General features: G+C 69.7%; 24 protein-coding genes. 16 read left to right on the top strand and 8 right to left on the bottom strand.

Annotated features, from left to right (window positions below; all coding sequences use genetic code 11):
• The first annotated feature begins 23 nt into the window (after window positions 1–23).
• From AB6807_RS20155 to AB6807_RS20175, 5 genes are all read left to right on the top strand, one after another.
• Window positions 24–2,201 carry a TonB-dependent receptor gene (locus AB6807_RS20155; RefSeq protein ID WP_371085949.1) on the top strand — a complete coding sequence of 726 codons (2,178 nt, stop codon included), beginning with the start codon at window positions 24–26 and terminating at the stop codon, window positions 2,199–2,201.
• 26 nt (window positions 2,202–2,227) lie between these two features.
• Window positions 2,228–2,968: a cobalt ABC transporter substrate-binding protein gene (locus tag AB6807_RS20160; RefSeq protein ID WP_371085950.1), complete on the top strand. Its 741-nt coding sequence runs from the start codon at window positions 2,228–2,230 to the stop codon at window positions 2,966–2,968.
• Window positions 2,969–3,072: 104 nt separating this feature from the next.
• Complete coding sequence (locus tag AB6807_RS20165; protein WP_371085951.1) at window positions 3,073–3,378, top strand: hypothetical protein; 306 nt, start codon at window positions 3,073–3,075, stop codon at window positions 3,376–3,378.
• A gap of 436 nt (window positions 3,379–3,814) precedes the next feature.
• Window positions 3,815–6,169: a TonB-dependent receptor gene (locus AB6807_RS20170; protein ID WP_371085952.1), complete on the top strand. Its 2,355-nt coding sequence runs from the start codon at window positions 3,815–3,817 to the stop codon at window positions 6,167–6,169.
• 113 nt (window positions 6,170–6,282) lie between these two features.
• Window positions 6,283–7,065 carry a tetratricopeptide repeat protein gene (locus tag AB6807_RS20175; RefSeq protein ID WP_371085953.1) on the top strand — a complete coding sequence of 261 codons (783 nt, stop codon included), beginning with the start codon at window positions 6,283–6,285 and terminating at the stop codon, window positions 7,063–7,065.
• A gap of 21 nt (window positions 7,066–7,086) precedes the next feature.
• Here the strand turns inward: AB6807_RS20175 and AB6807_RS20180 are convergent, their stop codons facing one another.
• Both AB6807_RS20180 and AB6807_RS20185 read right to left on the bottom strand, forming a co-directional pair.
• A complete protein-coding gene (locus tag AB6807_RS20180) occupies window positions 7,087–7,938 on the bottom strand; it encodes a hypothetical protein (protein ID WP_371085954.1) in 852 nt (283 codons plus the stop codon).
• An 83-nt stretch (window positions 7,939–8,021) separates the two neighbouring features.
• Window positions 8,022–8,945 (bottom strand): LysR family transcriptional regulator, encoded by a 924-nt coding sequence (locus AB6807_RS20185; protein WP_371085955.1) that lies wholly within the window; start codon window positions 8,943–8,945, stop codon window positions 8,022–8,024.
• Between the two features lie 136 nt (window positions 8,946–9,081).
• Between AB6807_RS20185 and AB6807_RS20190 the strand changes: the two genes are divergently transcribed.
• The 4 genes from AB6807_RS20190 to AB6807_RS20205 all read left to right on the top strand — a co-directional run bounded on the left by AB6807_RS20190 (window position 9,082) and on the right by AB6807_RS20205 (window position 14,376).
• Complete coding sequence (locus tag AB6807_RS20190; RefSeq protein ID WP_371085956.1) at window positions 9,082–10,011, top strand: alpha/beta fold hydrolase; 930 nt, start codon at window positions 9,082–9,084, stop codon at window positions 10,009–10,011.
• Window positions 10,008–11,414, top strand: coding sequence for a 3-isopropylmalate dehydratase large subunit (gene leuC, locus AB6807_RS20195; protein ID WP_371085957.1), 1,407 nt, complete (start codon window positions 10,008–10,010; stop codon window positions 11,412–11,414). The genes AB6807_RS20190 and leuC overlap by 4 nt, the downstream gene beginning before the upstream one ends.
• Complete coding sequence (gene leuD, locus AB6807_RS20200) at window positions 11,411–12,097, top strand: 3-isopropylmalate dehydratase small subunit (RefSeq protein WP_371085958.1); 687 nt, start codon at window positions 11,411–11,413, stop codon at window positions 12,095–12,097. Before leuC ends, leuD begins: the two co-directional genes overlap by 4 nt.
• A 107-nt stretch (window positions 12,098–12,204) precedes the next feature.
• The gene (locus AB6807_RS20205; RefSeq protein WP_371085959.1) at window positions 12,205–14,376 is read left to right on the top strand and encodes an ATP-binding protein; all 2,172 of its coding nucleotides are present in this window, start codon (window positions 12,205–12,207) and stop codon (window positions 14,374–14,376) included.
• 35 nt (window positions 14,377–14,411) lie between these two features.
• Here the strand turns inward: AB6807_RS20205 and AB6807_RS20210 are convergent, their stop codons facing one another.
• Entirely contained in the window at window positions 14,412–14,672 is a 261-nt protein-coding gene (locus AB6807_RS20210; RefSeq protein ID WP_116913650.1) for a hypothetical protein, read from the bottom strand.
• Window positions 14,673–15,062: 390 nt separating this feature from the next.
• On the opposite strand from AB6807_RS20210, the gene AB6807_RS20215 reads away from it, so the two are divergent.
• From AB6807_RS20215 to AB6807_RS20230, 4 genes are all read left to right on the top strand, one after another.
• On the top strand, window positions 15,063–16,139 hold the full coding sequence (locus AB6807_RS20215) for a helix-turn-helix domain-containing protein (protein ID WP_371085960.1): 1,077 nt from the start codon (window positions 15,063–15,065) through the stop codon (window positions 16,137–16,139).
• On the top strand, window positions 16,132–17,205 hold the full coding sequence (locus tag AB6807_RS20220) for a helix-turn-helix domain-containing protein (protein ID WP_371085961.1): 1,074 nt from the start codon (window positions 16,132–16,134) through the stop codon (window positions 17,203–17,205). Before AB6807_RS20215 ends, AB6807_RS20220 begins: the two co-directional genes overlap by 8 nt.
• A gap of 116 nt (window positions 17,206–17,321) precedes the next feature.
• Complete coding sequence (locus AB6807_RS20225) at window positions 17,322–18,434, top strand: helix-turn-helix domain-containing protein (protein ID WP_371085962.1); 1,113 nt, start codon at window positions 17,322–17,324, stop codon at window positions 18,432–18,434.
• A gap of 69 nt (window positions 18,435–18,503) precedes the next feature.
• Window positions 18,504–19,706 (top strand): FUSC family protein, encoded by a 1,203-nt coding sequence (locus AB6807_RS20230; protein WP_371085963.1) that lies wholly within the window; start codon window positions 18,504–18,506, stop codon window positions 19,704–19,706.
• 44 nt (window positions 19,707–19,750) lie between these two features.
• On the opposite strand, the gene AB6807_RS20235 is transcribed toward AB6807_RS20230, so the two are convergent.
• Window positions 19,751–20,269 (bottom strand): hypothetical protein, encoded by a 519-nt coding sequence (locus AB6807_RS20235; RefSeq protein WP_371085964.1) that lies wholly within the window; start codon window positions 20,267–20,269, stop codon window positions 19,751–19,753.
• A 221-nt stretch (window positions 20,270–20,490) separates the two neighbouring features.
• Between AB6807_RS20235 and AB6807_RS20240 the strand changes: the two genes are divergently transcribed.
• Genes AB6807_RS20240 through AB6807_RS20250 form a run of 3 tightly spaced genes read left to right on the top strand, consistent with a single transcriptional unit; the run spans window position 20,491 to window position 21,715 of the window.
• Window positions 20,491–20,841: a GCG_CRPN prefix-to-repeats domain-containing protein gene (locus AB6807_RS20240; protein ID WP_371085965.1), complete on the top strand. Its 351-nt coding sequence runs from the start codon at window positions 20,491–20,493 to the stop codon at window positions 20,839–20,841.
• Window positions 20,838–21,350: a cupin domain-containing protein gene (locus AB6807_RS20245; protein WP_371085966.1), complete on the top strand. Its 513-nt coding sequence runs from the start codon at window positions 20,838–20,840 to the stop codon at window positions 21,348–21,350. The genes AB6807_RS20240 and AB6807_RS20245 overlap by 4 nt, the downstream gene beginning before the upstream one ends.
• Entirely contained in the window at window positions 21,347–21,715 is a 369-nt protein-coding gene (locus AB6807_RS20250; protein ID WP_116913655.1) for a hypothetical protein, read from the top strand. The genes AB6807_RS20245 and AB6807_RS20250 overlap by 4 nt, the downstream gene beginning before the upstream one ends.
• Before the next feature lie 37 nt (window positions 21,716–21,752).
• Here AB6807_RS20250 and AB6807_RS20255 read toward each other — a convergent pair whose 3' ends face one another.
• From AB6807_RS20255 to AB6807_RS20270, 4 genes are all read right to left on the bottom strand, one after another.
• Window positions 21,753–22,775 (bottom strand): helix-turn-helix domain-containing protein, encoded by a 1,023-nt coding sequence (locus AB6807_RS20255; RefSeq protein WP_371085967.1) that lies wholly within the window; start codon window positions 22,773–22,775, stop codon window positions 21,753–21,755.
• 98 nt (window positions 22,776–22,873) lie between these two features.
• A complete protein-coding gene (locus AB6807_RS20260; protein ID WP_371085968.1) occupies window positions 22,874–24,016 on the bottom strand; it encodes an alpha/beta fold hydrolase in 1,143 nt (380 codons plus the stop codon).
• Between the two features lie 53 nt (window positions 24,017–24,069).
• A complete protein-coding gene (locus AB6807_RS20265; protein WP_371085969.1) occupies window positions 24,070–24,540 on the bottom strand; it encodes a glycine zipper 2TM domain-containing protein in 471 nt (156 codons plus the stop codon).
• Between the two features lie 128 nt (window positions 24,541–24,668).
• On the bottom strand, window positions 24,669–25,670 hold the full coding sequence (locus AB6807_RS20270) for a tripartite tricarboxylate transporter substrate binding protein (RefSeq protein WP_286515562.1): 1,002 nt from the start codon (window positions 25,668–25,670) through the stop codon (window positions 24,669–24,671).
• Window positions 25,671–25,733: the final 63 nt, after the last annotated feature.

Consider the following 25,733-nt stretch of genomic DNA (forward strand, 5'->3'; position numbering starts at 1 on the left):
TTCCTGTTCGATTTTCCCCACCCATGCCTTCGTCGACTGCCTCTTCGTCCCGCGCAGAATTCCGTTTCACGCCCACCCCGCTCGCACGCCTCGCGCGCCAATGCCTGGGCGCCTCGCTCGTCCTCGCCGCCGCCGGTGCGGCTGCGCAAACCGCCTCCGCGCCAGGCCAGCTGCAGGAAGTCACCGTGTCCGACCAGGCCGAAGCCATCGGCGGGTTGCAGAAGACGTATTCGGGCGGGCAGTTCGCGCGCGGCGGCAGCCTGGGCATCCTGGGCATCACCGACCTGATGAACGTGCCCTTCAGCACGACCAACTACACCTCCGAGCTCATCGACAACCAGCAGGCGCTGAGCGTGGCCGACGTGGTGATGAACGACGCGTCGGTGCGCCCGCTGACCTCGCGCGGCGGCTTCGGCGACGACTTCCAGATTCGCGGCTTCACCGTGCCCAACTCCGACATCGGCATGAACGGCCTGTTCGGCCTGTCGCCCACCACGCGGATTCCGCTGGAGATGATCGAGCGCGTCGAAGTGCTCAAGGGCCCGGGCGCGCTGGCCAACGGCGTCGGTCCCACGGGCAGCGTGGGCGGCAGCATCAACGTGGTGACCAAGCGCGCGGCCGACGTGCCGCTCACGCGCCTGACCACCACCTACATGAGCCGCGCCCAGTTCGGCACGCACCTCGACGTGGGCCGGCGCTTCGGCAAGGAGAACGAGTGGGGCGTGCGCGTGAACGGCGTGCTGCGCAACGGCGAAGGCAACATCGACAACGGCAAGCAGAAGCTCGGCCTGGCCACTCTGGGGCTCGACTACCTCGGCACGCGCCTGCGCTGGTCGCTGGACGCTTTCGCCAGCAAGGGCGACACGCGCGAGTTCCGTCCGCAGACCAGCTTTGCCGCCGGCATCACGGAAATTCCGGAGCCGCCGTCGGCACGGCTGAACTTCTATCCGGGCACGCAGCTGAAGGACAACGTCAAGACGACCATCTCGCGCGTCGAGTACGACATCAGCGACACCACCATGGCCTACGGCAGCGTGGGCTACACCGACCAGGACTACCAGCAGACCTTCCCGAGCGGCCGGCCGAACTCGCTGGGCAACTTCAACGTGTCGAACGCCTACTACGACTACTACGGCAAGACCACCGCTGCAGACGCCGGCCTGCGCACCCGCTTCAAGACCGGCAGCGTGGGCCACACGCTGGCGCTGGGCGTGAACCTGCTGAGCCAGGAGACGGGCTTCTTCTACGCGACCTCGCCGCGCACCAACCCGTCCAGCCTGTACAACCCTGCGCCGCTGCCGGCGGTGACGGCGCTTCGCACGCCCGCGACCAAGGCCGGCGAGCTCAGGCAGACCAGCGTGGTGCTGGCCGACACGCTGTCCTTCGCCAACGACCGGCTGCTGGTCACGCTGGGCCTGCGCGACCAGACCATGGAGCAGGAGGCGTTCTCGCAGACCACCGGCGCATCGACCAGCCGCTACAAGGCCAGCGCCGTCACGCCGCTGGCGGGCGTGGTGTTCAAGGTGGCGAACAACGTCTCGCTGTACGGCAACTACACCGCCGGCCTCACGCGCGGCGGCACGGCCGGCCCGGGCACGGCCAACGTCGGCGAAACCTTCGCGCCGCAGAAGTCGAAGCAGTACGAAGCAGGCGTGAAGGTCGACTGGGGCCAGCTCACCACGCAGGCCGCCGTGTACCAGATCACCCGGCCCAACAGCCTCACCGACCCGGCCACGCTGGTCTACAGCTTCGGCGGCGAGCAGCGCAACCGCGGGCTGGAGCTGACGGCCTACGGCGAAATCCACAAGGGCTTGCGCCTGATGGCCAGCGCCGCCTTCAACGACGCCACGCTCACCCGTACCGCCGGCGGCGTGAACCAGGGCAACGACGCCACCGGCGTGCCCAAGCGCACCTTCAACCTCGGGCTCGACTGGGACACGCCCTGGGTGCCGGGCCTGAGCCTGAACGGCCGCGTGATCAACACCTCGTCGGTGTACGCCGACGCCGCCAACCGCCTGAGCGTGCCTTCGTGGACGCGCCTGGACATCGGCGCGCGCTATGCCACCAAGGTGGCGAACAAGGCCGTGACCTTCCGCGCCAACCTGGAGAACGTGTTCGACAAGAACTACTGGGTGACCAGCACCTACGTCACCGTGGGCGCGCCGCGCACGCTGATGCTCTCGGCCTCGATCGACTTCTGAAACCCTTCCGACACAAGAGAATCCGCATGACCCGAACGTCTTCCATCGCCAGCGCCGCCCTTGCCCTGCTGGGCCTTGCCAACGCCGCGCAGGCGCACCAGATCTGGATCGAGCAGCCCGCCGGGCAAAAAACCGCCATCGTCCGCTTCGGCGAATTCGGCGACAACCTGCGCGAGGCCTCGCCCGGCCTGCTCGACAAGTTCGGCAAGCCCACGGCCACGCTGCTGTCCGCCAAGGGCGACCAGGCCGCCGCGCCGCAAAAGACCGCCACCGGCTTCGCCTTGCCCTTCGGCGCGGCGGCGGGCGACAGCATCGTGGCCGAAGACGCCGGCTACCCGCTGTACACCCGCAAGCAGGGCGACACCGAAACGCGCAACCGCTACTACCCGGCCGCGCGCCTGGTCACCAGCCTGGCCGCGCAGCAACCCAAGCTGGCGCTCGACCTGGTGCCCTCGGGCCAGCCGGGCGAGTTCAAGCTGTTCTTCAAGGGCGAGCCCAAGGCCAAGACCAAGGTGGCGCTGGTCACCCAGTCGGGTTGGAGCAAGGAGGGGCACACCGACGAGCAGGGTGTCGTGAAGTTCGACATGCCCTGGCAGGGCACCTACGTGGCAGAAGTCAGCGTGAACGAGCGTGCGCCCGGTGAGCGCCAGGGGGCGGAAGGCGTCGAGAAGTTCGAGTCCGTGAGCTATGTCACGTCGTTGACGTATGTGAAGAGCGACGGCCTGGCGCCGCTGCCGGCCGGGCCCGCGGCCGCGCCCAACAAGTAAGCGAAAGAGGCCGGCCGGGCCTCATTGACTGCGTGGCGGGTGAAAAAGGGCTGAATCCAGATGTGAACTTTGGTCGTACTGGTGAAAACCCTGATCACCACGCCATGCCACACCTTGAAGAAGCCACATTCGCCACCGACCGTTTCGACGTGCTCGACGCCCAGGGGCGCAGCGAGACGGTCGTCGAATACACGACCTACCTGACCAGCTCCAGCGGAACGACGCACTTCAGGCCCATCTTTGCGGGCGTGCGTTATGGGCTGGAAGACGGAACTGCCGTGCGCCGCACCGGCGAGCGACGCTTCGAGGCGCTGGGCGGACGGTGCATGCGCGCCATCGAGCGGCAAGACCAGCGCGGTCAATGCCAGCGCGCGCGGGCACCGCATGCGCGTTGCGGCGCCGAGAGCTGAGAGCTAAGAGCTAAAAAAAGGGGCTGGCGCCTGACGCTGCCCAGCCCTCGGGCTTGCGCTTACTGAAGCTCGTCGAGCTTCCTGGCGGTCATGAAACCCGACACCACGACCGCGGCAACGGCGGCAAGGCTCAGCAAAAGGGTGGCCATCTGTTAACTCCTGGATAAAAGTATTGCCGCGATTCTAGGGGTAAACCCTATATCGAGGAGTTCATCGGGTCATTGGCGGTGAAACCTGAACACTGTCTTAACAATGCAACAAAGTTCGCTTGTATTTGCAAACGAAAGGTAAAGAAGCGTCGTGATGGTATTGCGAGTCATTAGCATTCGCATGCCGCATAAGAGTACAGACTTCATCTGAACCGCGATCTCCCGACTGTCAGAGGGCGGGAGCGCATCGCTACCGAGCGGCCCAACAACACCCTTGGAGGGCTCACATGACTTACATCAAAAGTCGCATGCATTCGCCTGCGCGCTACCTTTCCGGCCGCACGGCCACCACCGCCACGCTGGTCGCCGTCGGCTCCATCGGCGCCGTTCACGCCCAGACGCTGAACGAAGTTCGCGTCGAGGCCGGCTCCGAATACAAGGTCGACCAGTCGTCCTCGTCGAAGGCCACGGCGCCGCTGCTGGACACCGCCAAGTCGGTCACGGTGATCCCCCAGGAAGTGATGACCCAGATCAACGCGACCTCGCTGACCGAGGCGCTGCGCACCACGCCCGGCATCACCTTCGGCGCCGGCGAAGGCGGCAACCCGGTGGGCGATCGGCCCTTCCTGCGTGGCTACGACAGCCAAGCCAGCACCTATGTGGACGGACTGCGCGACATCGCGCCGAGCACGCGCGAAGTGTTCAACCTGGAATCGGTGGAAGTCGTCAAGGGCCCTGACTCGACCTCGGGCGGCCGCGGCGGCGCCGGCGGCACCATCAACCTGTACAGCAAGACGCCGAAGAACGAGAACTTCTTCACCGGCACCGTGGGCCTGGGCAGCGACAAGTACCACCGCGAGACCATCGACCTGAACCGCACCTTCGGCGAGAGCAGCGCGTTCCGCCTCAACGTGATGGACTTCGGCTCCGACATTCCCGGCCGCTACGGCCCGAGCAACAAGCGCTGGGGCATCGCGCCTTCGGTCACGTGGGGCCTGAACACGCCCACGCGCGTGACGCTTTCGTACTTCCACATGCAGACCAACGACGTGCCCGACGGCGGCGTGCCGTACGAGCTGCCCTCCAGCTTCCCGCGCTTCGGCGAAGTGAAGCTGCAGCCCACCTTCGGCGGCAACCGCGAGAACTGGTACGGCGTCAAGCGCCGTGATTTCCGCCAGGACAAGTCCGACGCGCTGACCCTGCAGGTCGAGCACGACATCACGCCCGAGATGAAGTTCCGCAACATCACGCGCTTCACCAAGTCCACCATGGACTACATCTGGACCCAGCCCGACGACAGCCAGGGCAACGTGGCGCGCGGCCTGGTGTGGCGCCGCTTCAACGGCAGCATGCGCGACATCTACACCTTCGCCAACGCCTCCGAGCTCACCGGCAAGTTCCAGACCGGCAGCGTCAAGCACAGCTATGCGCTGGGCCTGGAGCTGTCGCGCGAAAAGGCCGACAACGACAGCTACACGCAGCTCAACAGCGCCTACGCCGCGCAGCAGAAATGCCCCGGCGGCCTGGCACGTTCGAGCTATGTGTGCACCAGCCTGTTCACGCCCGACCTGAACGATCCGTGGCTGGGCACCTTCGTGCCGAACAACAACCCGACCAGCTTCCGCACCGACACGGCGTCGCTGTACGCGTTCGACACCGTCGAGCTCACGCCGCAGTGGCTCGTCAACGGCGGCCTGCGCCTGGACAACTACAAGACCCGCCAGACCAACCCCTACCCCAGCACCACGGCCACGGGCGGCCTGAGCCTGCCGGTGATCACCAGCCTGAACCGCCCCGAGTTCTCGCGCAACGACACCCTGGCCAACTACCAGCTCGGCGTGGTCTACAAGCCGGCGCCCAACGGCAGCATCTACGCGTCGATCGGCACCTCGTCCACCCCGGGCGGCAACTCGCTCGGCCAGGGTTCGGAGTCGCAGGCACTGAGCGCCACCGTGGGCGGCGTGGCCAACACGGCGCTCGACCTGAAGCCCGAGAAGAACCGCAGCGTCGAGCTTGGCACCAAGTGGGAGCTGCTCGACCGCAAGCTGTCGCTGACCGGCGCGCTGTTCCAGATCGACACCACCAACGCCCGCATCACCAACCCGACCGACGGCAGCGTCACGCTGGCCGGCGACAAGCAGGTGCGCGGCTTCGAGCTCGGTTTCTCGGGCAACGTCACGCGCCAGCTGCAGGTGTTCGGCGGCTACACGCTGCTGGACAGCAAGGGCAAGAACATGGGCCTGTCGAGCACCACCGATGCGAGCAACCGCACCGTGTACGTGCCCAACGCGGCCACGGGCCAGCCCTTCCCGAACACGCCCAAGCACAGCGCCAGCATCTGGGCGACCTACAAGCCGACGCAGGACTGGACCTTCGGCCTGGGCGCCTTCTACCAGAGCGAGGTCTACGGGGGCTTCGCCTACGCGGCAGGCACCGGCGGCGCCACGCTCATCAAGCGCAGCGTGCCCGGCTACACCCGCGTGGACGCCATGGTCGGCTACCGCGTCAACAAGAGCTTCAGCCTGCAGCTCAACGTGCAGAACCTGACCGACAAGACCTACTACTCGTCCGCCTACTCGACGCACTACGCCAACATGGCGCCGGGCCGCTCCGTGACGCTGATGGGCAGCTTCGCGTTCTAAGAACTCTGACCTGACGGCCTGAACCGGAGCCCTGGAAGCCGACGCTTCCAGGGCTCCTTCGCACTTTCGCCGCCGCAAGGCGCACCCACACACACAACGAACACAGCAAGACCGTGACCGCAGGCAGCACCGGCCCCCAACGCATCTTTCCCAACGCGAGCGATCTCGACGCGCTGAGCCGCGCGCAATGGGAGGCCATCCTGAACGGGCCCGCGGCCCCGGCCGTGACGTGGATCACCGCCGCCGCGCGCGAGAACAACGCACAGGCACAGGCCGTGCTCGGCCAATGGCTGCTCGACGGGCGAGGCATGGAGCGCAACGCGAGCGCGGCCTTCGCCTGGTTCCAGCGCGCAGCCGCGCAAGGGCACGCCATGGCCGCGAACATGGCCGGCCGTTGCCTGGAGCACGGCTGGGGCACGGCGGAAAACCACGCCGAAGCCGTGCGGCTCTACCGCCAGTCCGCCGACGGCGGGCTCGACTGGGGCATGTACAACCTGGCCAACATGCTGGCCACGGGTCGGGGCGTGGCGCTCGACCAGCCGCAGGCCTTCGACTGGTACCGGCGGGCCGCCGAACTCGGGCATGCACGCTCGATGAACATGGTCGGGCGCTACCTCGAAGAAGGGCTGGTGGTGGCGCAGGACACCGTGCGCGCCTTCGCGCTCTACCGGCAATCGGCCGAAGCCGGCGATTTCAGGGGGCAGTTCAGCTACGCGAGCATGCTGCTCGAGCAGGGGCAGGTGGACGCTGCGGTGCAGTGGTTCGAACGCATTGCCGACTCGGCGCCTGCGGTCCACATCGAGCGCATCGCCCGGCAGCTGTCGGCGTCGCCGGAGCCCAAGGTCCAGCAGGTGGCGCAGCACCTGCTCGCCGAAAGCGCGAAGCGTTCGAGCTGACGGCGGGCACGGGCGGGCTGATCAGCGGCTGTCGCGCTTTCCTTGCGCATGCCGGTTCTGCGAACCGGCGTGTGCATGCAGCGCGATGTTCTCCGCGCGCTCCTTCAACGGGTTCAACCGGGCCGCGCGCGGGTTGATGTCCAGCGGCGCCGTGACGAGCGGCGCGCCCGCCGCGGCAGCACCCAACGGCGAAAGCGTGGCGGGAGCCTTCGACGAATGCTCCTGCACAGGCACGGCCGCCAGGGCCGCGTGCTTGAGTTCCAGCGCCTGCTTGACCGCGGTCTTCAGGCTCATCGGCTTCGCAGCCGGCTTGCGGCTTTTCCTGGCCGGCGCTTTCTTCGTGGCAGCGGTCGGTGCGGGCTCGGCCTTGGCGGCGGTCTTGCGCGCCGCCGGCTTGGTCACCGTGTTCACCTTGGTCACCTTCGTGGTGTTCTTCGTTTTCGCAGGCGCCGCCTTCACCGCTCGCGCCTTCGGAGCAACGCCGCTCTCCTTCGCTTCCTTCGCGTCGAGCTGCGCAAGCCGCGCCTCGAAGCGGTCCAGCACCTCCTCGAACACCGTCGCCTTCTTCGCCGTGCGCTCGTTGTCGCCACCGGCGGCCGCGCGCTTGCCTGCCGCGGCCTTGCGCGTCGCGACGCTCTGGCGCCGGTACAGGTCGCGGTACTTGTCGCGCAGCGCGCGTGCGCGTGTCACCTTGCCGCGCAGGCGCGCCGCGGTCAGTTCCTTGACCGGGCCGGCCCGGCTCTGGTCGAAGACCGCGAGTTCCGCGGCGGTCAACAGCACTCGCGCCTGAGTAAGGGTGTAAGCCATGCGATGTCTCTCCTTCATGTGATTGAGGGCAGGCTTCCACCTTAGTGGCTGGCCCTCGGTGGCCATGTGGGACGGGGTCGACGATTTGCCCTTGCGTGAGCGTGGCAACAACAGGCAATCCCGAGGCAATCCAGAGGCAACTCAGGCCCTCACCAGGGCGAAGCGCCGTCAGTCGCGCCTTCGCGCCGCGCTTCGAAAGCCTCGTGCAGAAACTCCACCAGCGCCCGCGTCTTCGCCGACATGTGGGCCTTGGTCGGAAAGACCATGAAGATGTCCGCGGGCGGCGGCGACCAGCTGCCCAGCACCTGCCGCAGCCGCCCCGAACGCAGGTAGGGCGCCGCGTCCCACTGCGAGCGCATCAGGATGCCGTGCCCGTCGAGCGCCCAGGCCAGCGCGCATTCGCCGTCGTTGCTGCTCAGCGCGCCGCGCACCTTCACCGTTTCCTGCCGGCCACCCGAGCGCAGGTGCCACGAGCCGAAGGCCTCGTCGCCCTCGCGGATGAACAGGCAGCTGTGCTGCGGCAACTCACGCGGGTGCGCGGGCTCGCCTGCCTTCGCCAGGTAGCGCGGCGAGGCGCACAGCACGCGCGCGTTCGAAGCGAGCTTGCGCGCCGTCAGCCGCGCATCGGGCAGGGTGCCGATGCGCACCGACAGGTCGAAGCCCTGCTCGACCAGGTTCACCGGCCGGTCTGTGAGGTGCAGCTGCACCTCCACGTCGGGAAAGGCCCGCGCGAACTTCGACAGCGCCGGCGCGATGAAGCGCCGCCCGAACCCCATCGTGGCGCTGACTTTCAGCAGCCCGCGCGGCGCCACCTTGGCGCCCGAGACGGCGCGCTCGACCGCGTCGAGCGCATCGAGCACGCGCGCGCCTTCGGTGAGGTAGGTCTCGCCTTCGGGCGTGAGGCTGATGCGCCGCGTGGTGCGGTTGAGCAGCCGCACCCCCAGGCGCGCCTCCAGCGCGGCGAGGCGCTTGCTGACCGAAGGCGGCGTAAGGCCCAGCTCTTGCGCGGCGGCGCTGAGGCTGCCCTGCTTCATGAGCACGGCGAAGAAAGACAGGTCGGAGAGGGAATCCATGCGCCGAATACTAAGTCGCCACAAGAAAGAATCAATTGCATGTGGCGACTTTGTGGCACGCAGAGAACTAACTACGATTTGCCGCAGTGGCCCGAAGACGCAAGGCCAGAGCCCACGCAGACACCGAAGGACACCCATGAGCGACCTTTTTCCCGGCTTCGAAAAACACCACGTCGACGTGGGCGGCGGCATCGCCATCTCGGCGGTGGTCGGCGGGCGCGGCGCCCCGTTGCTGCTGCTGCACGGCCACCCGCAGACGCATGCCATCTGGCACCGCGTCGCGCCCGTGCTGGCCGAGCATTTCACCGTGGTGGCGGCCGACCTGCGCGGCTACGGCGATGCCTCGAAGCCGCGCGGCGATGCGGACCACGCCAACTACGCCAAGCGCGCGCTGGCCGCCGACCAGGTCGCGCTGATGCGCCACTTCGGCCACACCCGCTTCAGCGTGCTGGCCCACGACCGCGGCGCGCGCGTGGCGCACCGCCTGGCCATCGACCACCCCGAGGCCGTGCGCTGCCTGGTGCTGCTCGACATCGCACCCACGCTGGCCATGTACGCGCAGACCACCGATGCCTTCGCGCGCGCCTACTGGCACTGGTTCTTCCTGATCCAGCCTGCGCCGCTGCCCGAACGCCTCATCGAGGCCGACCCCGCCGCCTACGTGCGCGAAGTGATGGGCCGGCGCAGCGCGGGGCTCGCGCCCTTCGACCCGCGCGCGCTCGCCGAATACCAGCGCTGCCTGGCCTTGCCGGGCGCCGCTCACGGGCTGTGCGAGGACTACCGCGCGTCCGCCGGCATCGACCTCGTGCACGACCAGGCCGACCGCGACGCCGGCCGCCTGCTGCAGCCGCCGCTGCTGGCGCTGTGGGGCGCGCAAGGCGTGGTGCATCGCTGCTTCGATCCGCTGGCCGAGTGGCGGCGCGTGGCGCGGCATGTCGAGGGCGAGGCCTTGCCCTGTGGCCACTACATCGCCGAAGAAGCGCCGCAGGCGCTGCTGGACAGGGCCTTGCCCTTCCTGGAGCAAGGAAACCACGCGGACCACACGGACTACGGAGCCCACGCATGACCGCGCCCACCACCCTCTACCGCAAGCTGGTCGATTCGCACACCGTGACGCAGCTCGACGCGCAGAACGTGCTGCTCTTCTGCGACCTGCACCTGATGAACGAGTACACCAGCCCGCAAGCCTTCGCCGGCCTGCACGAGCAGGGCCGCGGCGTGGCGATGCCGGGGCAGAACGTGTCGACCGTGAGCCACATCATTCCCACGCATGCGGTGCGCCACCGCGTCATCCAGGACCCGGCCTCCGCGCTGCAGGCGAGCAACCTGAAGCGCAACTGCGAGCGCCACGGCATCGCGCTGTTCGACACCAACGACGCGGTGCAGGGCATCGAGCACATCATCGCGCCGGAGCACGGCATGATCCGCCCCGGCATGGTCGTGATCTGCGGCGACAGCCACACCACCACCTACGGCGCGCTCGGCGCACTGGGCTTCGGCATCGGCACATCGGAGGTCGAGCATGTGCTGGCCACGCAGACGCTGGTGTACCGGCTAGCGCAGGACATGCGCATCCGCGTCGATGGCCGCCTGCCGACCGGCACCACCGCGAAAGACCTGGTGCTGATGATCATCAGCCGCATCGGCGCGCAGGGCGCGCGCGGCTTCGCGGTGGAGTTCTGCGGCGAAGCCATCGAGGCGCTGTCGGTCGAGGCGCGCTTCACGCTGTGCAACATGGCGGTCGAGGCCGGCGCGCGCGGCGCGTTGATTGCGCCCGACCAGGCCGCCATCGACTACGTGCTGGCGCGCGCACCCGACATCGACGACGCGCAACGCGCGCTGGCGTTGGCGCACTGGGCCACGCTGCGCAGTGACGAGGGCGCGCGCTTCGATGTGGAACACCGCTTCGACGCGGCGCAGGTCGCGCCCTACGTCACCTGGGGCACCAGCCCCGACCAGGCCGTGGCCATCGATGGCATGGTGCCTGCGGCCGAGGGCCTCCAGCGCGCCAGCATCGCGCAGGCGCAGCGCTACACCGGGCTGGCGGCGGGCGCGCCGCTCGAAGGGCTGGCCGTGCAGCACGTGTTCATCGGCTCGTGCACCAACGCCCGCATCGAAGACCTGCGCGCCGTCGCGCAGGTGGTGCAGGGCCGGCACGTGGCGCCCGGCATTCGCGCGATGGTGGTGCCGGGCTCCGGCGCGGTGCGCGTGCAGGCCGAGGCCGAGGGCATCGCGGCATTACTGGTGCGCGCGGGCTTCGAATGGCGCCAGCCCGGCTGCTCCATGTGCCTGGCGATGAACGACGACGTGCTCGCGCCCGGCGCGCGTTGCGCATCGACCACCAACCGCAACTTCGAGGGGCGGCAGGGCCGCGGCGCCATCACCCACCTCATGAGCCCCGCCATGGCCGCGGCCGCCGCCGTCACCGGCCACATCACCGACGTTCGCAAGCTGGAGCCTTTGCAATGACCCCAACCCCCACGCAAGAGAGCGCGCAAGAACACGACCGCATCGAAGGCATCGCCGCGCCCATTCCCATCGCCAACCTCGACACCGACCAGATCATGCCCAAGCAGTTCCTGCGCGGCATCGACAAGGCGGGGCTCGCGCAGGGCCTGTTGTGGGACCTGCGCTTTCATGGCGACGGCAGCCCGCGCGAAGACTTCGTGCTCAACCGCGGCGCCTATGCGGGCACGCGCATCCTCGTGGCAGACGCCAACTTCGGTTGCGGCTCCAGCCGCGAGCACGCGGTGTGGGGGCTCCAGCAGTACGGCATCGAGGCGGTGATTGCGCCCAGCTTCGGCGAGATCTTCTATTCGAACGCCATGAACAACCGCCTGCTCGCGGTGATGCTGCCCGAGGCCGACGTGCAGGCGCTGCTCGGCCTTGCCGCCTCGCCGGCATTCGAAGCATCGCCGCTGCGCCTGGAGATCGATGTGCGCCGCCTCGAGGTGCGCTCGCCTTTGGGCACGCACGGCTTCACGCTGTCGCCGCGCCACCGCGCCATGTTCCTCGAGGGCCTCGACCTGATCGGCGCGTCGCTGGCGCACCGTGCCGCCATCGATGCCTTCGCGCAGCGCCACTGGGCCGCCCAACCCTGGACGCGCGACGTGGCGCGCCGCACCAAGGCGCGGCTCGACGGCCTCGCGTAAGCGGACACGCACGCGCGGCGTCAGCCGGCATCGAAGTTTGCTTCGCGCAGTCTCCCGGCTGCCACGCCGGCGTTCCCGAAATGCGGGCAATTTGGGATAGTCGGCGGATGCGCAATTCCCCCGCCTTGCAAGCCGCTTCCACAGGCCGCGCGTTCCTCCAGAACGCCGGCGAACTGGGCGGGCTCATCGATCGCTTCGACTGGGGCGCGACCGCCATCGGCGCCATCGACGGCTGGCCGGCGGAGATGAAGTCCGTCCTGGCCTTCGTGCTGCGCAGCCCCACGCCCATCGTGACGCTCTGGGGCGAGAAGGGCGTCATGATCTACAACGACGCCTACGGCCCGTTCGCCGGCAACAGGCATCCCGAGCTGCTGGGCTCCAACGTGCTCGAAGGCTGGCACGAGGTGGCTGACTTCAACGCCAACGTGCTGCAGAAGGTCTACCACGAGGGCGGCACGCTCTCGTACAAGGACCAGGAGCTCACGCTGGTGCGCGACGGCACGCCGCGCATGCTGTGGGCCGACCTCGAATACTCCCCGGCGCTGGACGCGGAGGGTACCGTTCTCGGCGTGGTGGCCATCGTCGTGGAGACCACCGACCGCGTGCTGGCCGAGCGGCGTGCCGCGACCGAGCACGAGCGCGCCCGGGTGAACGCCGAGCGGGTGCAGCTCGCGCTCAGCGCGGGCGCCATCATCGGCGCCTGGTTCTGGGACCTTCCTACAGACCGCTTCACCATCGACGAAGGGTTCGCCGCCAGCTTCGGCATCGACCCGGCGCTGGGGCGCAGCGGCATTCCGCTGGAGCAGATCATCGCCACGGTGCACCCCGACGACCGCGACGGGCTGCTCGCGGCCATCAACGCGGCCATCGGGCGCGGCGGTGCCTACGCGCACCAGTACCGCGTGAGGCGGGCGGACGGCAAGTACTACTGGATCGAGGCGAACGGGCGCGTCGACCACACCGCCGACGGCACGCCCATCAGCTTTCCGGGGGTGCTGATCGACGTCGAGGAGCGGCGCGCGGTGGAGGCCGAGCGCGACCGCGCCATCGCCATGCTGCGCACCCTGAACGACCAGCTGGAGCAGCGCGTGACCGAGCGCACCTCCGAGCTGCTGAAGACCGAGGAGGCGCTGCGCCAGGCGCAGAAGATGGAGGCGGTCGGCCAGCTCACCGGCGGCCTGGCGCACGACTTCAACAACCTGCTGGCCGGCATCTCGGGCGCGCTGCAGCTCATCGGCATTCGCCTGGCGCAGGGCCGGCACAACGACCTGGAGCGCTACATGGGCGCGGCGCAGGGGGCGGTGAAGCGCGCGGCGGCGCTCACGCACCGGCTGCTGGCGTTTTCCCGCCGGCAGACGCTCGACCCGAAGCCTACGAACATCAACCGCCTGGTCGCCGGCATGGAAGAGCTGGTGCGCCGCACCGTCGGCCCGTCGGTGGAGCTGGAGGTGGTGGGCGCCGGCGGGCTGTGGCCGGCGCTGGTGGACCCGTCGCAGCTCGAGAACGCCTTGCTGAACCTGTGCATCAACGCGCGCGACGCCATGCCCGACGGCGGCCGCATCACCATCGAGACCGCCAACAAATGGCTGGACCGCCACGGCGCGCGCACCCACGACCTGCCCGAAGGCCAGTACCTGTCGCTGTGCGTGACCGACACCGGCACCGGCATGTCGCCCGACGTGAAGGACAGGGCCTTCGAGCCCTTCTTCACCACCAAGCCGCTGGGGCAGGGCACAGGGCTCGGCCTGTCGATGATCTACGGCTTCGCCAAGCAGTCGGGCGGGCAGGTGCGCATCTACTCCGAGGTCGGAAAGGGCACCACCGTGTGCATCTACCTGCCGCGCCACCACGCCGGCGGCGACATCGACGAGGACGGTGTCGAGGTGCGCCCGCCGCCACGCTCCGAGCAGGGCGAGACGGTGCTGGTGGTCGACGACGAACCCACCGTGCGCATGCTCGTGACCGATGTTCTGCAGGAGCTCGGCTACAGCGCCATCGAGGCCGCAGACAGCGTGGCGGGGTTGAAGATCCTGCAGTCCGACGTGCGCATCGACCTGTTGATCAGCGACGTGGGGCTGCCCGGCGGCATGAACGGCCGGCAGATGGCCGACGCGGCGCGCCAGTCGAGGCCGGAGCTGAAGGTGCTGTTCATCACCGGCTACGCGGAAAACGCGGCGGTGGGCAACGGCCACCTGGAGCGCGGCATGGCGGTGATGACCAAGCCGTTCCAGCTGGAGGCCCTGGCGGCCCGCGTGCAGGAAATGATTTCGCAGGGCTGAGCGGGCGAGTCATCGGCGCGCGGAAGGCGCGGCCTTCAGTAGCGCACGCCGCGGTGGTATTCGTCGGCGATGGCGACTTCGTCCTGCGCCTGGCGAATCAACTCGATCGCGCGGCCCGCATGGCCGCCGAAGGTGGGCCCGTTGACCTGTTGCGCCCCCTGGATGTGATTGATGGCCACCTGCAGCGCCTGCTCGGCGTTCTGGAAGTTGGGGTGCGACAGCGCGAAGGCGGAAGCACAGGCGGTGAGTGTCGCGGTGGCGGCAACGCCGCCGATGAATGCAGTCAAAGTTTTCATGATGGTTCGAGATCGGAAGGATGTGGATGACGAGCGGGCGCGCACGGTGCGCGCCCTGGCGCCGGTGGCACTCGACAAACAACGTGTGGTCCCGGCAGCCATGACTGTCGCCGTTGCGCGGGCGGCGCGGTGTGCTGCGCGTCCGATCTCTTGCACCGGCGTCCCGCGGCCTCGTTGCTTCACTGCCTCGCCTCGGGTGGGTCGTGGAGGGTCTCGGTGCGCGGCATGGCTTGCGAGTCGATCTCCGATCTTTGCTGCTCAGGTGAACCCGCAGGTCTCGCAACGCCCTGCAACAAATGTGCGCGGCCCTTGGCACCGGCCCGCAAATGCATACAAAACCTTGTCGAGGGCAGACAATCTTTCCATCCGCCGATGAGGAAAGGTATGCGAATGCCGACGATTTCCGAGCATGGGCTTGTCTTCACCCAATTCGACGCGAGCGCGCTGGCGCCCGCCGAACGCTTCGACTGCTGGCAGCACCGGCTCACGGATGCGTTTCGCCTGTCGATGCCCGACGGCACGGCGGCCCACCAACTGGAAGCGCGGACTTCGGTATGGACGCTCGAGGGCCTCATGCTGGGCCCGCGAACCTGCGGCGGCCACATCCTCACGCGCGACGCGCACACCGTGCGCGCCTCGCACCTCGACCATTACAAGCTGCATGTGCGCCTGGGCGACGGCGTTACCCGCGTGCAGGCGGGCGAGACGCGGCGGCTGCTGCGCCGCGGCGAATTCGCAATTACCGACATGGCGCGCACCGAATGCATGGACGTGGACGCCGGGGCCAGCGTGGCCGTGTTCGTGCCGCGCGAGGCGCTCGACAGCCTGTTGCCGCAGCCGCTGGACCTGCACGGCGTGGTGCCCGCGGGCGCCTGCGCGGGCATGTTCGTGGACCACGTGGCCGAGCTGGCCCGGCAGATGCCGCGCATGCGCCCGGAAGAAGTGGAAGGCGCGCGACTGGCCACCCTGCACCTGCTGGCGGCCAGCCTGGCGCCCACGGCGGCCCTGCTGCCGGCCGCGCGCCCGGCGGTCGAAGACGCGCTGCGGCGCCAGGTGTGCCGCTACATAGAGCACAACCTCACCGACGAGGCGCTGCATGCGCAGGCGCTGTGCGAGCGCTTTCGCGTGTCGCGCTCGATGCTGTACCGGCTGTTCGAACCGCTGGGCGGGGTGGCCAACCACATCAAGGAGCGCCGGCTGGCGCGCGTGCGCACGGTGCTGGCGTCGGCTTCGCGCTGGCAGTCGGTGTCGCGCATCGCGGAGGGCCACGGCTTCAAGAGCGCCACGCATTTCAGCCGCGCGTTTCGCGAACGCTTCGGCTGCAGCCCGCGCGATGTGCAGGCGGCGTGGCCGGCAGGGCGCGAGCGCGGTGCAGGTGGGGGCACGGGTGGGGCCATGCCGGGTGGGGTCGGCGTTACAACCGCCGTGCCGGTCTTCGGCCAGTGGCTGCACGCGCTGCATGACTGAGGTCGCCACCTCCGGCCCGGCGGGTGGGGCTGTCGCTGCTCCTCCTGCTGTTCAGCAGCCGGTGTCGCCCTTCGTGCTCGACACCTCCGCCCTGTCGCTGGCGGACCGCATCGAGCACTGGCGCGCGCAGATGGCGCCTATCGGCATCGTCGAGATCGACCCCGCGGCCGAGCGCCCTTGGAACGTACGCACCCAGGCGTGGAACCTGGCGGGCATGCTGGTGTCCGCGGGCGAGTACGGCGCGCAGCGCATGGTGCGCACGCCGGCGCTGGTGCGCAAGGAGCCCATCGACCACTACACGCTGCAGCTGGCGCACGACGGCACCGGCCTGCGCATGCGGCACGGCGAGCGCGAGTTGGCGCTGCTTCCCGGCCAGCCGCTGCTCAGCGACCTGGCGCAGCCGAAGGCGCTGTCGCACGGGGCGGGGCGCATCACCTCGCTGTTCATTCCGCGCGACGCGCTCGACCGACTGCTGCCGCGGCAGTTCGACCTGCATGGCGTGGTGCCGCAGGGCGCGTGCGGGGCGATGCTGGTCGCGCACCTGCAATCGCTGGTGCTGCGGCTGCCCGGCATGACGCAGGGCGAAGTGGCCGGCGCCTTCGAGGCCACCCTGCACCTGCTTGCCGCGAGCCTGGCGCCGTCGGCGGCCACGCTCGACCTGGCACGCCCCGCGCTGACGCAGACGCTCATGCGCCAGGTGCTGCGCCACATCGACGACCACCTGCTGCGCGCGGACCTGTCCAGCGAAGGGGTGTGCAGCGCCTTCGGCCTCTCACGCGCCACGCTGTACCGCATGTTCGAGCCGCTGGGCGGCGTGGCGCACTACATCCGCTCGCAGCGGCTGGAGCGCATCCACTCGGTGCTGCGCGCGCCTTCGGGCAGGGTGTACCTGTCGCGGCTGGCGGAGCAGCATGGGTTCAAGAACGCGGCGCACTTCAGCCGCGCCTTCCGGGCACACTTCGGCTACGCGCCCACCGAGGTGCAGGCGGCGGATGGGCATGCCGCCGTCGCCATCGACCCCGCGGCCACCACGCCGGCCAAATGGTGGCGCACCGTGCTGGCCTAGCCTGCGATGAGACACCCGACACAGATTTGGGATGGCCAGCGCACCCGGCCACCCGCCCGGTTCCTAGAATTTCCGTCGCAGGGAGCGCAAGCACAAGAAGACCGCCAGAGGACCCCGTGACGCCCCCGACCGAAGCCCCGACCGAACCCCCGGCCGAACCCCCGGCGATACAGCAGATCGTCTTCAGAAGCGACGAACTGCCCGCCGCGCAACTGAAGGACCACCTGCGCGAGCGCTTCTCGGCCAACTTCGAGCTCGACTTTCCTCGCGGCCCGCTGGACCCACAAGAACCGCACGCTTCGCCTGATTCGCAGGGTGGCGGCAGCGTGGAGCACCGCGGCTTCATGCTCGGCGAGCTCGCGATGATGCAGCGCTCGTTCTTCTTCTCGCACAGCGTGCTGCGCACCAGCGCCTCCATCCGCAGCAGCCAGGTCGATCACTACTGCCTGAACCTGCCGCTGCGCCAGGCCAGTCCGTTCGCGCTGCGCGACCCGTCGGGCGAAGCGCGCGGCGTGAAGCTGCGGACACCACTCTTTTTGGACATGTCGCGCCCCTACCGCATGGACTTTGTCCCGGGCGAAGACATCTCGGTGTTCATTCCACGCGACGCGCTCGATGCCTTGCTGCCCAAGAAGGTGGACCTGCACGGCTTTTCGCCGCAAGGTATCTCGGGCCGGCTGCTGGGCGAGCACCTGTGCGCGCTGGCGACCGCCGCGCCCGTCATGACGCAGCCGGAGGTGCAGGCCGCGGCCAGGGCCACGTTCTGCATGATGGCCGCCAGCGTGGCCCCCACGGTGGAATCGATGGCGCTCGCGCGGCCGCAGTTCGAGCAGCTGTTCATCCGCCAGATCAAGCGCTACGTGGACGCGAACCTGGGCGACAGCACGCTCGGCGCAGAGCGGCTGTGCGCGCAGTTCGGCATGTCGCGCAGCGCGCTGTACCGGCTGCTGGAGCCCGTGGGCGGGGTGAACACCTTCGTGCGCGAACGCCGGCTCGGCGCGGTGCACGCGCTGCTGGCGGCGCCCCAGAAGCGCATCTACCTGGCGCGCGTGGCGGACGACTTCGGCTTCAAGAGCGCCGCGCATTTCAGCCGCGCGTTTCGCCAGCAGTTCGGCTACAGCCCGAGCGAGGTGGGCAGCCAGGCCATGCCGTCGATGGCACCCGTGACGAAGGCGCAGGCCGCGGGGCAGGGCTTTGCCGGCTGGCTCAACCAGCTGCAGAAGCACTAGCGGCATGGCGCATCGGTGCGGGCGAGGGCCGATGAGGCGTTTCTTTTTTGCGCGTGCCGAATGCGTGCGATGCGTTCAATTCGTCCGGCACGTTTGACGCGCGAGGTCCTCGCGCCGCTGCGCGACATGGCGCTCGGCCTGCGCGACGAATGGCACGGCCGCGCGTGGCGACACCCGCGCAACGTGCACGCGCTGCGGCAGGTCGCGTCGGTGGCACTCGCCGTGCTGGCCTGCCACGCGCTGGGCCTGGCCGACAGCTGGTGGGCCGCCATCAGCGCGTTCACCGTGATGCAGGCCGGCTGGCGCACGACGCTGGCGCGCGCGGGCCTGCGCCTGCTGGGCACGCTGGCGGGCGCGTTGCTCGGCTGGCTGCTCGGGCCTTGGCTGGCGCCGCACGCGGCGGCCTTCGTGCTCGCCGTGGGCTTGATCGCGTGGCTCTGCCTGTACGGCGCGCTGGCCTTCGCGCAGGGCTACGCCTGGGTGCTCGGGCTCGTGACCTTCGTGATGGTCGTGTGCGAGGCGCGCACGGTCGGCGCGGCCACGGTCGGCATGGCGGGCGCAGCCGCGCTGGCCGACTTCGCGCGCGTGCGTGTCTTCGATGTGGCCATCGGCAGCCTGGCCTGCGTCTGCGTGGCGGTTGCCGCCGACGCCCTCGGCGCGCGGCTGGGTCGCCGCGGCGGGCAGGCCGGCGTGGCGTTGCCGATCAGCGCTGCATCGGGTGTGGCATCGGGCGCGGACGTTGCGGTCGTCCGTCGCAATGCCGCGCACCTGGCCTTGCACTGCGCATTCGCCGTTGCCGCGTTGGCGCTGGCCTGCACGCTGACCGAGCTGCGCCATCTCACGCAGGCCATGGTCACCACCATCGCGGTGCTCGTGGTGCCTGTCGAGGGCCTGGTGGCCGCCACGCGCAGGCGCGTGGCGCAACGCATGGCGCAGCGGGCGGCCGGCTGCCTGCTGGCCATCGCGCTCGCCGCCGCCGTGCTGCCGTGGGTCGAAGGCCGGCCGCTGGCCGCCCACGTCGCGCTGGCCGCGGGCGTGTGGTGCGCGGCGTGGCTGCAGGAGGGCGCGGCGTCGGTGCGCTACATGGCCTTGCAGTTCGGCGTGGCCTTCATCATGGTCTTCGTGCAAGACCCCGGCACGCCGCTGGGCGAGGCGCCGGCCTTGCAGCGCATGGCGGGCATCGGGGTGGGCATCGCCGTGCTGGCGCTGTCGATGGGCCTGGCCGCCGTGGGGCGCGCCGCCTGGCTCGGGCGAGGCCGTGCAACGGGTTGACCCACGCCAGGCGTGCGTGGGTGGGCCGGCGTGCCGTGCCCGCGTCAGAAGCTGGCCTGTACCGATTCGCCCCCCGCCAGCTGGCACTCGCCGGTGCCGCCGCCGGACATGCCCGCGTCGGGCCGCGTCATCTGGAAGCGGCAGCGCATCAGCTTGCCGACCGGGCTCTTCAGGTTGGCGACGACCTTGCCGCTGTAGACGGTGCTGAACTGCACGGCGTCCATGGGGAGCATCGGCGCCATCGGAGCTGCTGCCCATCCAGGGCCGTAGCCCGGCCAGTCCGACCAGCCCATGGGCCAGCCGGCCCACATGGGCGCGAGCGTGTCGCTGTCGACCTGGCGCGTGATCTGCATGAAGCGGCCCTGGTACGTGGCCTCGGGCAGCGTCGCGGTCATGGTGCCGTCGATGGCGCCGTCGTTGCTTTTCCAGGCGATGAGCACGGGGTCGACGGCGCGGCCGTTCTTGACCAGGTCGGCGCCGATGATGCCGCTGGAGGCGCAGCCCCCAAGGACGGCTGCGGCAGTGGTCGCCGCGAAGAGCGATGCGAAACGAAGGGAAGGCATGGGGTGAGTCCTGACAGTGTGGTTGCGTGAAGGCACCGATGCTCGCGCGCTGTGGCCGCGCGCAATTTCCTGGCGGTCCCGTTTGTTGCCACGCCGTCCCGCCGCACGAAAACGCAGGCGCGCCGGTGGGACGAAACCGCATGAACTGGGATCGGCAGGACACATGCCGCGGGCCCCGTTTTCTACGATCGCCTCACTCTTTCAACACACGAGGAATCACCATGGCAACGTGGAAAAAACTGCTGCTCTGCGCGGCGATGCTGGGCGGCGCGGCCGGCCCCGCGGTGAACGCGTTCGCGGGCACCGACATCAACACCCGCGGCGACACCGCCGTCGTGAACATAGACAGCGCGATGGTCGTGCCCGTTTCCGGCGGCTGCGGCCCCAACGGCTGGCGCGGCCCGTGGGGCGGCTGCCGCTACACGCCTTACTACGGCCCGCTGCCCGGCGGCTACTACCAGGAGTACCCGCGCGTGCGCTACAGCTGCCCGCCGGGCTACTGGCGCGGCCCGTGGGGCCACTGCCGCAACACGCCGTACCACGGCCGCCTGCCCGACGGCAGCTGGAAGTGACCGGCGCGCCGCCGGGCCTGAGCACCGCGCGCCCCGCACGCGCCGAGCCGATCATCCGCATTCCCTCGATCGGCATGGGCGTGCGCGTGCGCATCGCCGCGGCATGGGGCGCCGACCTGCCGGTGGTGGTGGAGACCACCAACGCCGCCGGCTTCGGCCCGCCGTTGCATCGGTGGGAGCGCAGCGAGATCTTCGAGGTCGTGACCGGCCGCTTCCTGTTCGAGGTGGACGGGCGGCGCTTCATCGCGCGGCGCGGCGACCTTGTCAGCGTGCCGGGCGGCGCCGCGCGGGCCTTCGTCAACGTGACGGGCACGGGCGCGCGGCAGAAGGTGATCATCCAGCCGGGCACCGACGCGGCGGCGTTCTTTCGCGAGCTGGCGGCGGCCATGGCGGCCGAGCCGCCGCGGCGGTGCGCCATGCTGCGCGTGTTCGGCCGGCGCTGGGGCGTGGACTACCTGGGCGCGCCGCTGGACGCCGGCGAGGGAGCGTCGCAAGATGGCGGGCCATGACTGAAACCGGACTGGTCGAACTGCGCTTCTGGGCGCTCATCGCGCTGTCGCTGGCGGTGCCGGTGGGCCTGTATGCGCTGCTGCGAAAGCGCCGCGCCATCTCCACGCGCACCACGCTGCTGCTGGGCGTGACGCTGGTGACGGTGGCCGCGGTCGACACCGGGCTGCTGCACAGCCTGGCCTCGGGGGCGGCGCAGACCGTCACCAAGCTCGACGACGTCTTCGCCTCCGAGATGGCCATCGGCCTCTACCTGGTGCCGGCGCTGTTCGGCGGCGTCGGCATCGACCTGATTTCCACCGTGCTTCGCAACCACCTGCAGGCGGCCGAGCACCGGCACCGGTCGGGGCACAAGGGCGGGGGCTGAGCCCCTGCCTCATGTCAAAGGCTGCAAGCCGCAGACCTCACTGCAGGCTGCTCAGCCAATCGTCGAAGCGCACCGAGGCGCGCGGGCGGGCGCCGCGCTGCGCGCTGTTGAAAGGCACTTCGCGCGCGCTGTAGCCGAACTGCTCGCGAAAGGCCTTGCTGAAATGCGCTGCGCTCTTGAACCCGTGCGACTCGGCCAGCCGCGCGATGTGCGGGCGCTCCGACGACTGGCTCAAGATCTCGTGCACCCGCGCGAGCCGCCGCTCCTTGATGTACTGCGCCACCCCGCCCAGCGGCTCGAACAGCCGGTAGAGCGTGGAGCGCGACACCTTCAGCTGCACGCACAGCTGCGCGGCGCTCAGTTCGTCTTGCGTCAGGTGCTGCTCCACATGCTTGCGCGCCCGGCGCAGCAGCACGTTGTCGATCGCGGGGCGGGCGAGCGCCTGGTTCTCGGCGCTGGAGGCCAGGCTGGCGGCAATCAGGTTGACCGTGGCCTGCGTCAGGAAGGGCAGCTCCTCGGGCGTGGCCGAAGGCAGGCCCAGCAGCAGCGCGGAAAGGTGCTCGCCCAGCAGCCCGGCGCATGCATTGCGCGGCGACACGCCGTGCAGCGGCATGGGCCGTGGCAGCGCGTTGTCGAGCATGTCGCGCGGCACGTAGGCCACGGCGCTCGCGCATGCCGATTCGCTGCGCTCGGGCAGCGCCATGTCGGTCACCACGAACTGGCCCGGCGCCAGCGACACCTGCGCGCCGTCGGCATCGCAGTGGAACTCGCCCGAGCGCATCAGCAGCACGCGGTAGTGGTCGAGCTGGTCGGCGCGAATGTTCTTCTCGCGGCGCATGCGGGTCTGGGTGGGGCCGAAGTTGGCGTTGCCCACGAGCAGGCCGTCCATGCGCCACATCGACACGTCGGCGTGAAAGTGCGGCGAGGCCGCCTCGTCGACCAGCGACATGTCCCAGCTCTGCGACAGGTTGGAGCGCCAGCGGTCCAGCGCGGTGCCCGCCGGCAGGCTGCTGGAGTCGAAGCGGATCTGCGGAACGGGCGAGGATGCGACGGCGAACATGGCGGCTTCCTGGACGATGTGGGGTCTGATTACTTTCGATGTTAAGTAAATGGAGGCCCAGGCAGTGAACGCAGCGTCCCAGATGTTTGCATTCCGTCTCAGGCGCCTTGTCGCAGTGCCCCGCCGCAGTCGCTGGGCGCGGGCCGCCCGGCGAAGCGGTCGGCCATCCACGCCACGGCGGGCGCGGCGCCGTCGCGGCCCGCAAAGCCGTGGTTCACGCCCGGCAGCATCAGCAGCCGCACGCTGCCGCCGGCGGCGCACTGGCGCGCCGCATAGACGCGCGTCACGTCGGGGCGCACCAGCCCGTCGGCCTCGCCCTGCGCGATGAACAGCGGCACGACGCGCGGCAGCGGGCCCGGCGAGTTCAGCGCCAGCATCGAGCGCCAGGGCTCCAGCTTGCTGAAATTGCCCACGCTCAGGAAGGTGTGCGCCAGGCTGCGGCCCGAGACCATGCGGCGCACGATGTCGAAGGCCGACTCGATGCATTCGTTGGCCAACGCGTCCACCGCCGGCATGGCCTGCGGCAGCACCAGCTTGTCGATGGGCAGGCCGTACACGCGCGACCACGACCACAAGGTCATGGCCGACAGGTTGCGCCCGCCGATGCTGTCGAAGTCGTCGTCCAGCAGCGCGAGCAGGTCGGTGGCGGGGGCCGCGGCGGCCACGCCTTCGAGCGTGAGTTCGGGCGCGTACTGCCGGGCCATCAACCCGGTGAACAGCGCCGCCTGGCCGCCCTGCGAATGGCCCCAGACCGCGAAGCGCGAACCCGCGTGCGCATTCGGCAGCGCCCGCGCCGCGCGCAGCGAATCGAGCACCGAGCGCGCCTCGCTGCCGCCCACCAGGTACGGGTGCGGGCCGGCGGTGCCCAGCCCGGGGTAGTCGGTGGCCACCACCACCCAGCCGTGCGCCAGCATCTCCGGCAGGCCCGGAATGCGGCGGAACACCTGCAGCGCGAGCGAGGGCGCGCAGGCCGGCACGATGCCCGTGGTCGGGTGGGCCCAGGCCACCATGGGGCGGCCACCCGGCGGCACCGGCCCCTCGGGCACCACGACGATGCCCGAGACCACGATGGGCTCGCCGCGCTCGCCGAGCGATGTGTAGAGGATGCGGCTGGCGCTGGCGCCCATCGGCGCGCCCGTCATGGGAACCGCGCGCAACAGCGCGCCGGGCGCGGCATGGACGAAGCCGCAGAACGCCGCGGCAATGAGCGCGAGCAGCGCGCGAAGAAACTGCGATCTCATGGGAGTTCAGGTGGTGGCCGCTACGGGCCGTCCGCAAGGCCTTTCTTCGGGGCTCATCGCCGTGGCACGACGCGCGCGCCCATGCCGCTGCCTTCGAGGTACACGCGCATGCCCGGGTACAACGCCGGGTCGACCGGCTGCGTCACCGCGACGATCACGCCGCTGTCGGTGCGCACCACGACCTGCTGGCCGGGCAGGGGCTGCTCGTAGTCGTTCTGCTGGATCTGGTTGCCCAGCATGCCGCCGCCGATGGCGCCCAGCAGCGTGGCAACGTCGCGCCCCGTGCCGCGGCCTACCAGGTTGCCCAGCCCCGCGCCGGCGATGCCGCCGACGACGGCGCCGATGCCCTGGTGCTGAACGCTCTGCAACTGCGTGGGGTTGATCTGCTCGACCACGCCCTGGCGCACCTCGACGGCGCCGGGCGGCGCGCCGGTGTAGGTCGCGCAGGCGCCGAGGCTCAGCACCAGCGCGAGCGAGGCAGCAATGTTGAAGAGGCGCGAGGGCGCGGAGAACAGCGATTTCATGGCGGGGCAGTCGAAGAATGAAGGGTGCGGCCATCGTAGGAATGCCGTGCCCCGCGCAGTTGTCGCTGCGTCCCGTTTCATGCCTTGCCGTGTCGCTCCCCCTGCGCTCGGCAGCCGCCCGCAGCCGCTCAGACCGCGCTGATGTTCTTGTCTTTTGCCACCTTGGTCCACCGCGCGGCATCCGCCGACAGCCGCTTGCGCATGGCCTCCGCCGGCTGGTAGGCGGCGATGGCGCCGGCGTGCACCAGCTTGTCCTGCACGTCCTTGTCCTTGGCGAGGATGTCGGAGAGCTCCTTGTTGATGCGCGTGACCACCGACGCGGGCGTGCCCAGCGGCGCGATCAGGCCGCCCCACGAATCGAAGTCGAAGTTGGGAAAGCCCTGGGCCGACACCGTCTTCACGCCCGGCAGCAGCACGTTGCCGCGCGGCGAGCTGACGGCAATGGCGCGCAGCTTGCCCGACTTGATGTGCGGCAGCGCCGCGACCACGTCCGCGAACATCACGCCCAGCTGGCCGCCCAGCAGGTCGGTGACGGCCGGCGCGCTGCCTCGGTAGGGCACGTGCTGCATGTCGAAGCCGCCCAGGTCCTTCAGCTGCTCCATGGCCAGGTGGCCGAAGCTGCCCGCGCCCGAGCTGGTGTAGTTCAGCGGCGTCTTCGCGGCCTTGGCCTGGGCGATGAGGCTCTGCAGCGAATCGACGCCCGGCATCAGCGTCGGGTTGACGACGATGGCCATGGGCAGGTCGTACACGGTGGCCACGCACATGAAGTCTTTCTCCACGTCGTAGGCGCCGTTCTTGTACAGCAGCGGCGCCAGCAGCGCGGGCATGCCGAACATCGACAGCGTGTTGCCGTCGGCCGGCGACTTGATGAACTGCGCCGTGCCGATGGAGCCCGACGCGCCGGGCCGGTTGTCGACCATGATCGACGTGCCCAGGCGTTCGCCCAGCTTCTGCGACGCGATGCGCGCGGCCGTGTCGGTCGGGCCGCCGGCCGGGAAGGCCACGACCATCTTGACGATCTTGGCCGGCCAGGCGGCGTCGGCTGCGAAGGCCGGCAGGCCGAGGGTGGAGAGTGCGCCTGCGGCGCCCGTGGCCAGCAGGTGCCGGCGGCTGATGTGAGCTTGGTTCATGTCTGTTTTTCTGAAAGAAGAATGTGGAGTGGCGCAGCGGTTGCGGCTGCCCCCGCTACTCCC

Source organism: Variovorax sp. RCC_210, from assembly GCF_041355175.1.
GTDB lineage: Bacteria > Pseudomonadota > Gammaproteobacteria > Burkholderiales > Burkholderiaceae_C > Variovorax.

Bases quoted from the DNA above. Each gene is read 5' to 3' on its own strand.
- AB6807_RS20155 (WP_371085949.1), top strand. From the start codon at position 24: ATGCCTTCGTCGACTGCCTCTTCGTCCCGCGCAGAATTCCGTTTCACG.
- AB6807_RS20160 (WP_371085950.1), top strand. From the start codon at position 2,228: ATGACCCGAACGTCTTCCATCGCCAGCGCCGCCCTTGCCCTGCTGGGC.
- AB6807_RS20165 (WP_371085951.1), top strand. From the start codon at position 3,073: ATGCCACACCTTGAAGAAGCCACATTCGCCACCGACCGTTTCGACGTG.
- AB6807_RS20170 (WP_371085952.1), top strand. From the start codon at position 3,815: ATGACTTACATCAAAAGTCGCATGCATTCGCCTGCGCGCTACCTTTCC.
- AB6807_RS20180 (WP_371085954.1), bottom strand. From the start codon at position 7,938: ATGGCCACCGAGGGCCAGCCACTAAGGTGGAAGCCTGCCCTCAATCAC.
- AB6807_RS20185 (WP_371085955.1), bottom strand. From the start codon at position 8,945: ATGGATTCCCTCTCCGACCTGTCTTTCTTCGCCGTGCTCATGAAGCAG.
- AB6807_RS20190 (WP_371085956.1), top strand. From the start codon at position 9,082: ATGAGCGACCTTTTTCCCGGCTTCGAAAAACACCACGTCGACGTGGGC.
- leuC (WP_371085957.1), top strand. From the start codon at position 10,008: ATGACCGCGCCCACCACCCTCTACCGCAAGCTGGTCGATTCGCACACC.
- leuD (WP_371085958.1), top strand. From the start codon at position 11,411: ATGACCCCAACCCCCACGCAAGAGAGCGCGCAAGAACACGACCGCATC.
- AB6807_RS20205 (WP_371085959.1), top strand. From the start codon at position 12,205: ATGCGCAATTCCCCCGCCTTGCAAGCCGCTTCCACAGGCCGCGCGTTC.
- AB6807_RS20210 (WP_116913650.1), bottom strand. From the start codon at position 14,672: ATGAAAACTTTGACTGCATTCATCGGCGGCGTTGCCGCCACCGCGACA.
- AB6807_RS20215 (WP_371085960.1), top strand. From the start codon at position 15,063: ATGCCGACGATTTCCGAGCATGGGCTTGTCTTCACCCAATTCGACGCG.
- AB6807_RS20220 (WP_371085961.1), top strand. From the start codon at position 16,132: ATGACTGAGGTCGCCACCTCCGGCCCGGCGGGTGGGGCTGTCGCTGCT.
- AB6807_RS20230 (WP_371085963.1), top strand. From the start codon at position 18,504: ATGCGTTCAATTCGTCCGGCACGTTTGACGCGCGAGGTCCTCGCGCCG.
- AB6807_RS20235 (WP_371085964.1), bottom strand. From the start codon at position 20,269: ATGCCTTCCCTTCGTTTCGCATCGCTCTTCGCGGCGACCACTGCCGCA.
- AB6807_RS20240 (WP_371085965.1), top strand. From the start codon at position 20,491: ATGGCAACGTGGAAAAAACTGCTGCTCTGCGCGGCGATGCTGGGCGGC.
- AB6807_RS20250 (WP_116913655.1), top strand. From the start codon at position 21,347: ATGACTGAAACCGGACTGGTCGAACTGCGCTTCTGGGCGCTCATCGCG.
- AB6807_RS20255 (WP_371085967.1), bottom strand. From the start codon at position 22,775: ATGTTCGCCGTCGCATCCTCGCCCGTTCCGCAGATCCGCTTCGACTCC.
- AB6807_RS20260 (WP_371085968.1), bottom strand. From the start codon at position 24,016: ATGAGATCGCAGTTTCTTCGCGCGCTGCTCGCGCTCATTGCCGCGGCG.
- AB6807_RS20265 (WP_371085969.1), bottom strand. From the start codon at position 24,540: ATGAAATCGCTGTTCTCCGCGCCCTCGCGCCTCTTCAACATTGCTGCC.
- AB6807_RS20270 (WP_286515562.1), bottom strand. From the start codon at position 25,670: ATGAACCAAGCTCACATCAGCCGCCGGCACCTGCTGGCCACGGGCGCC.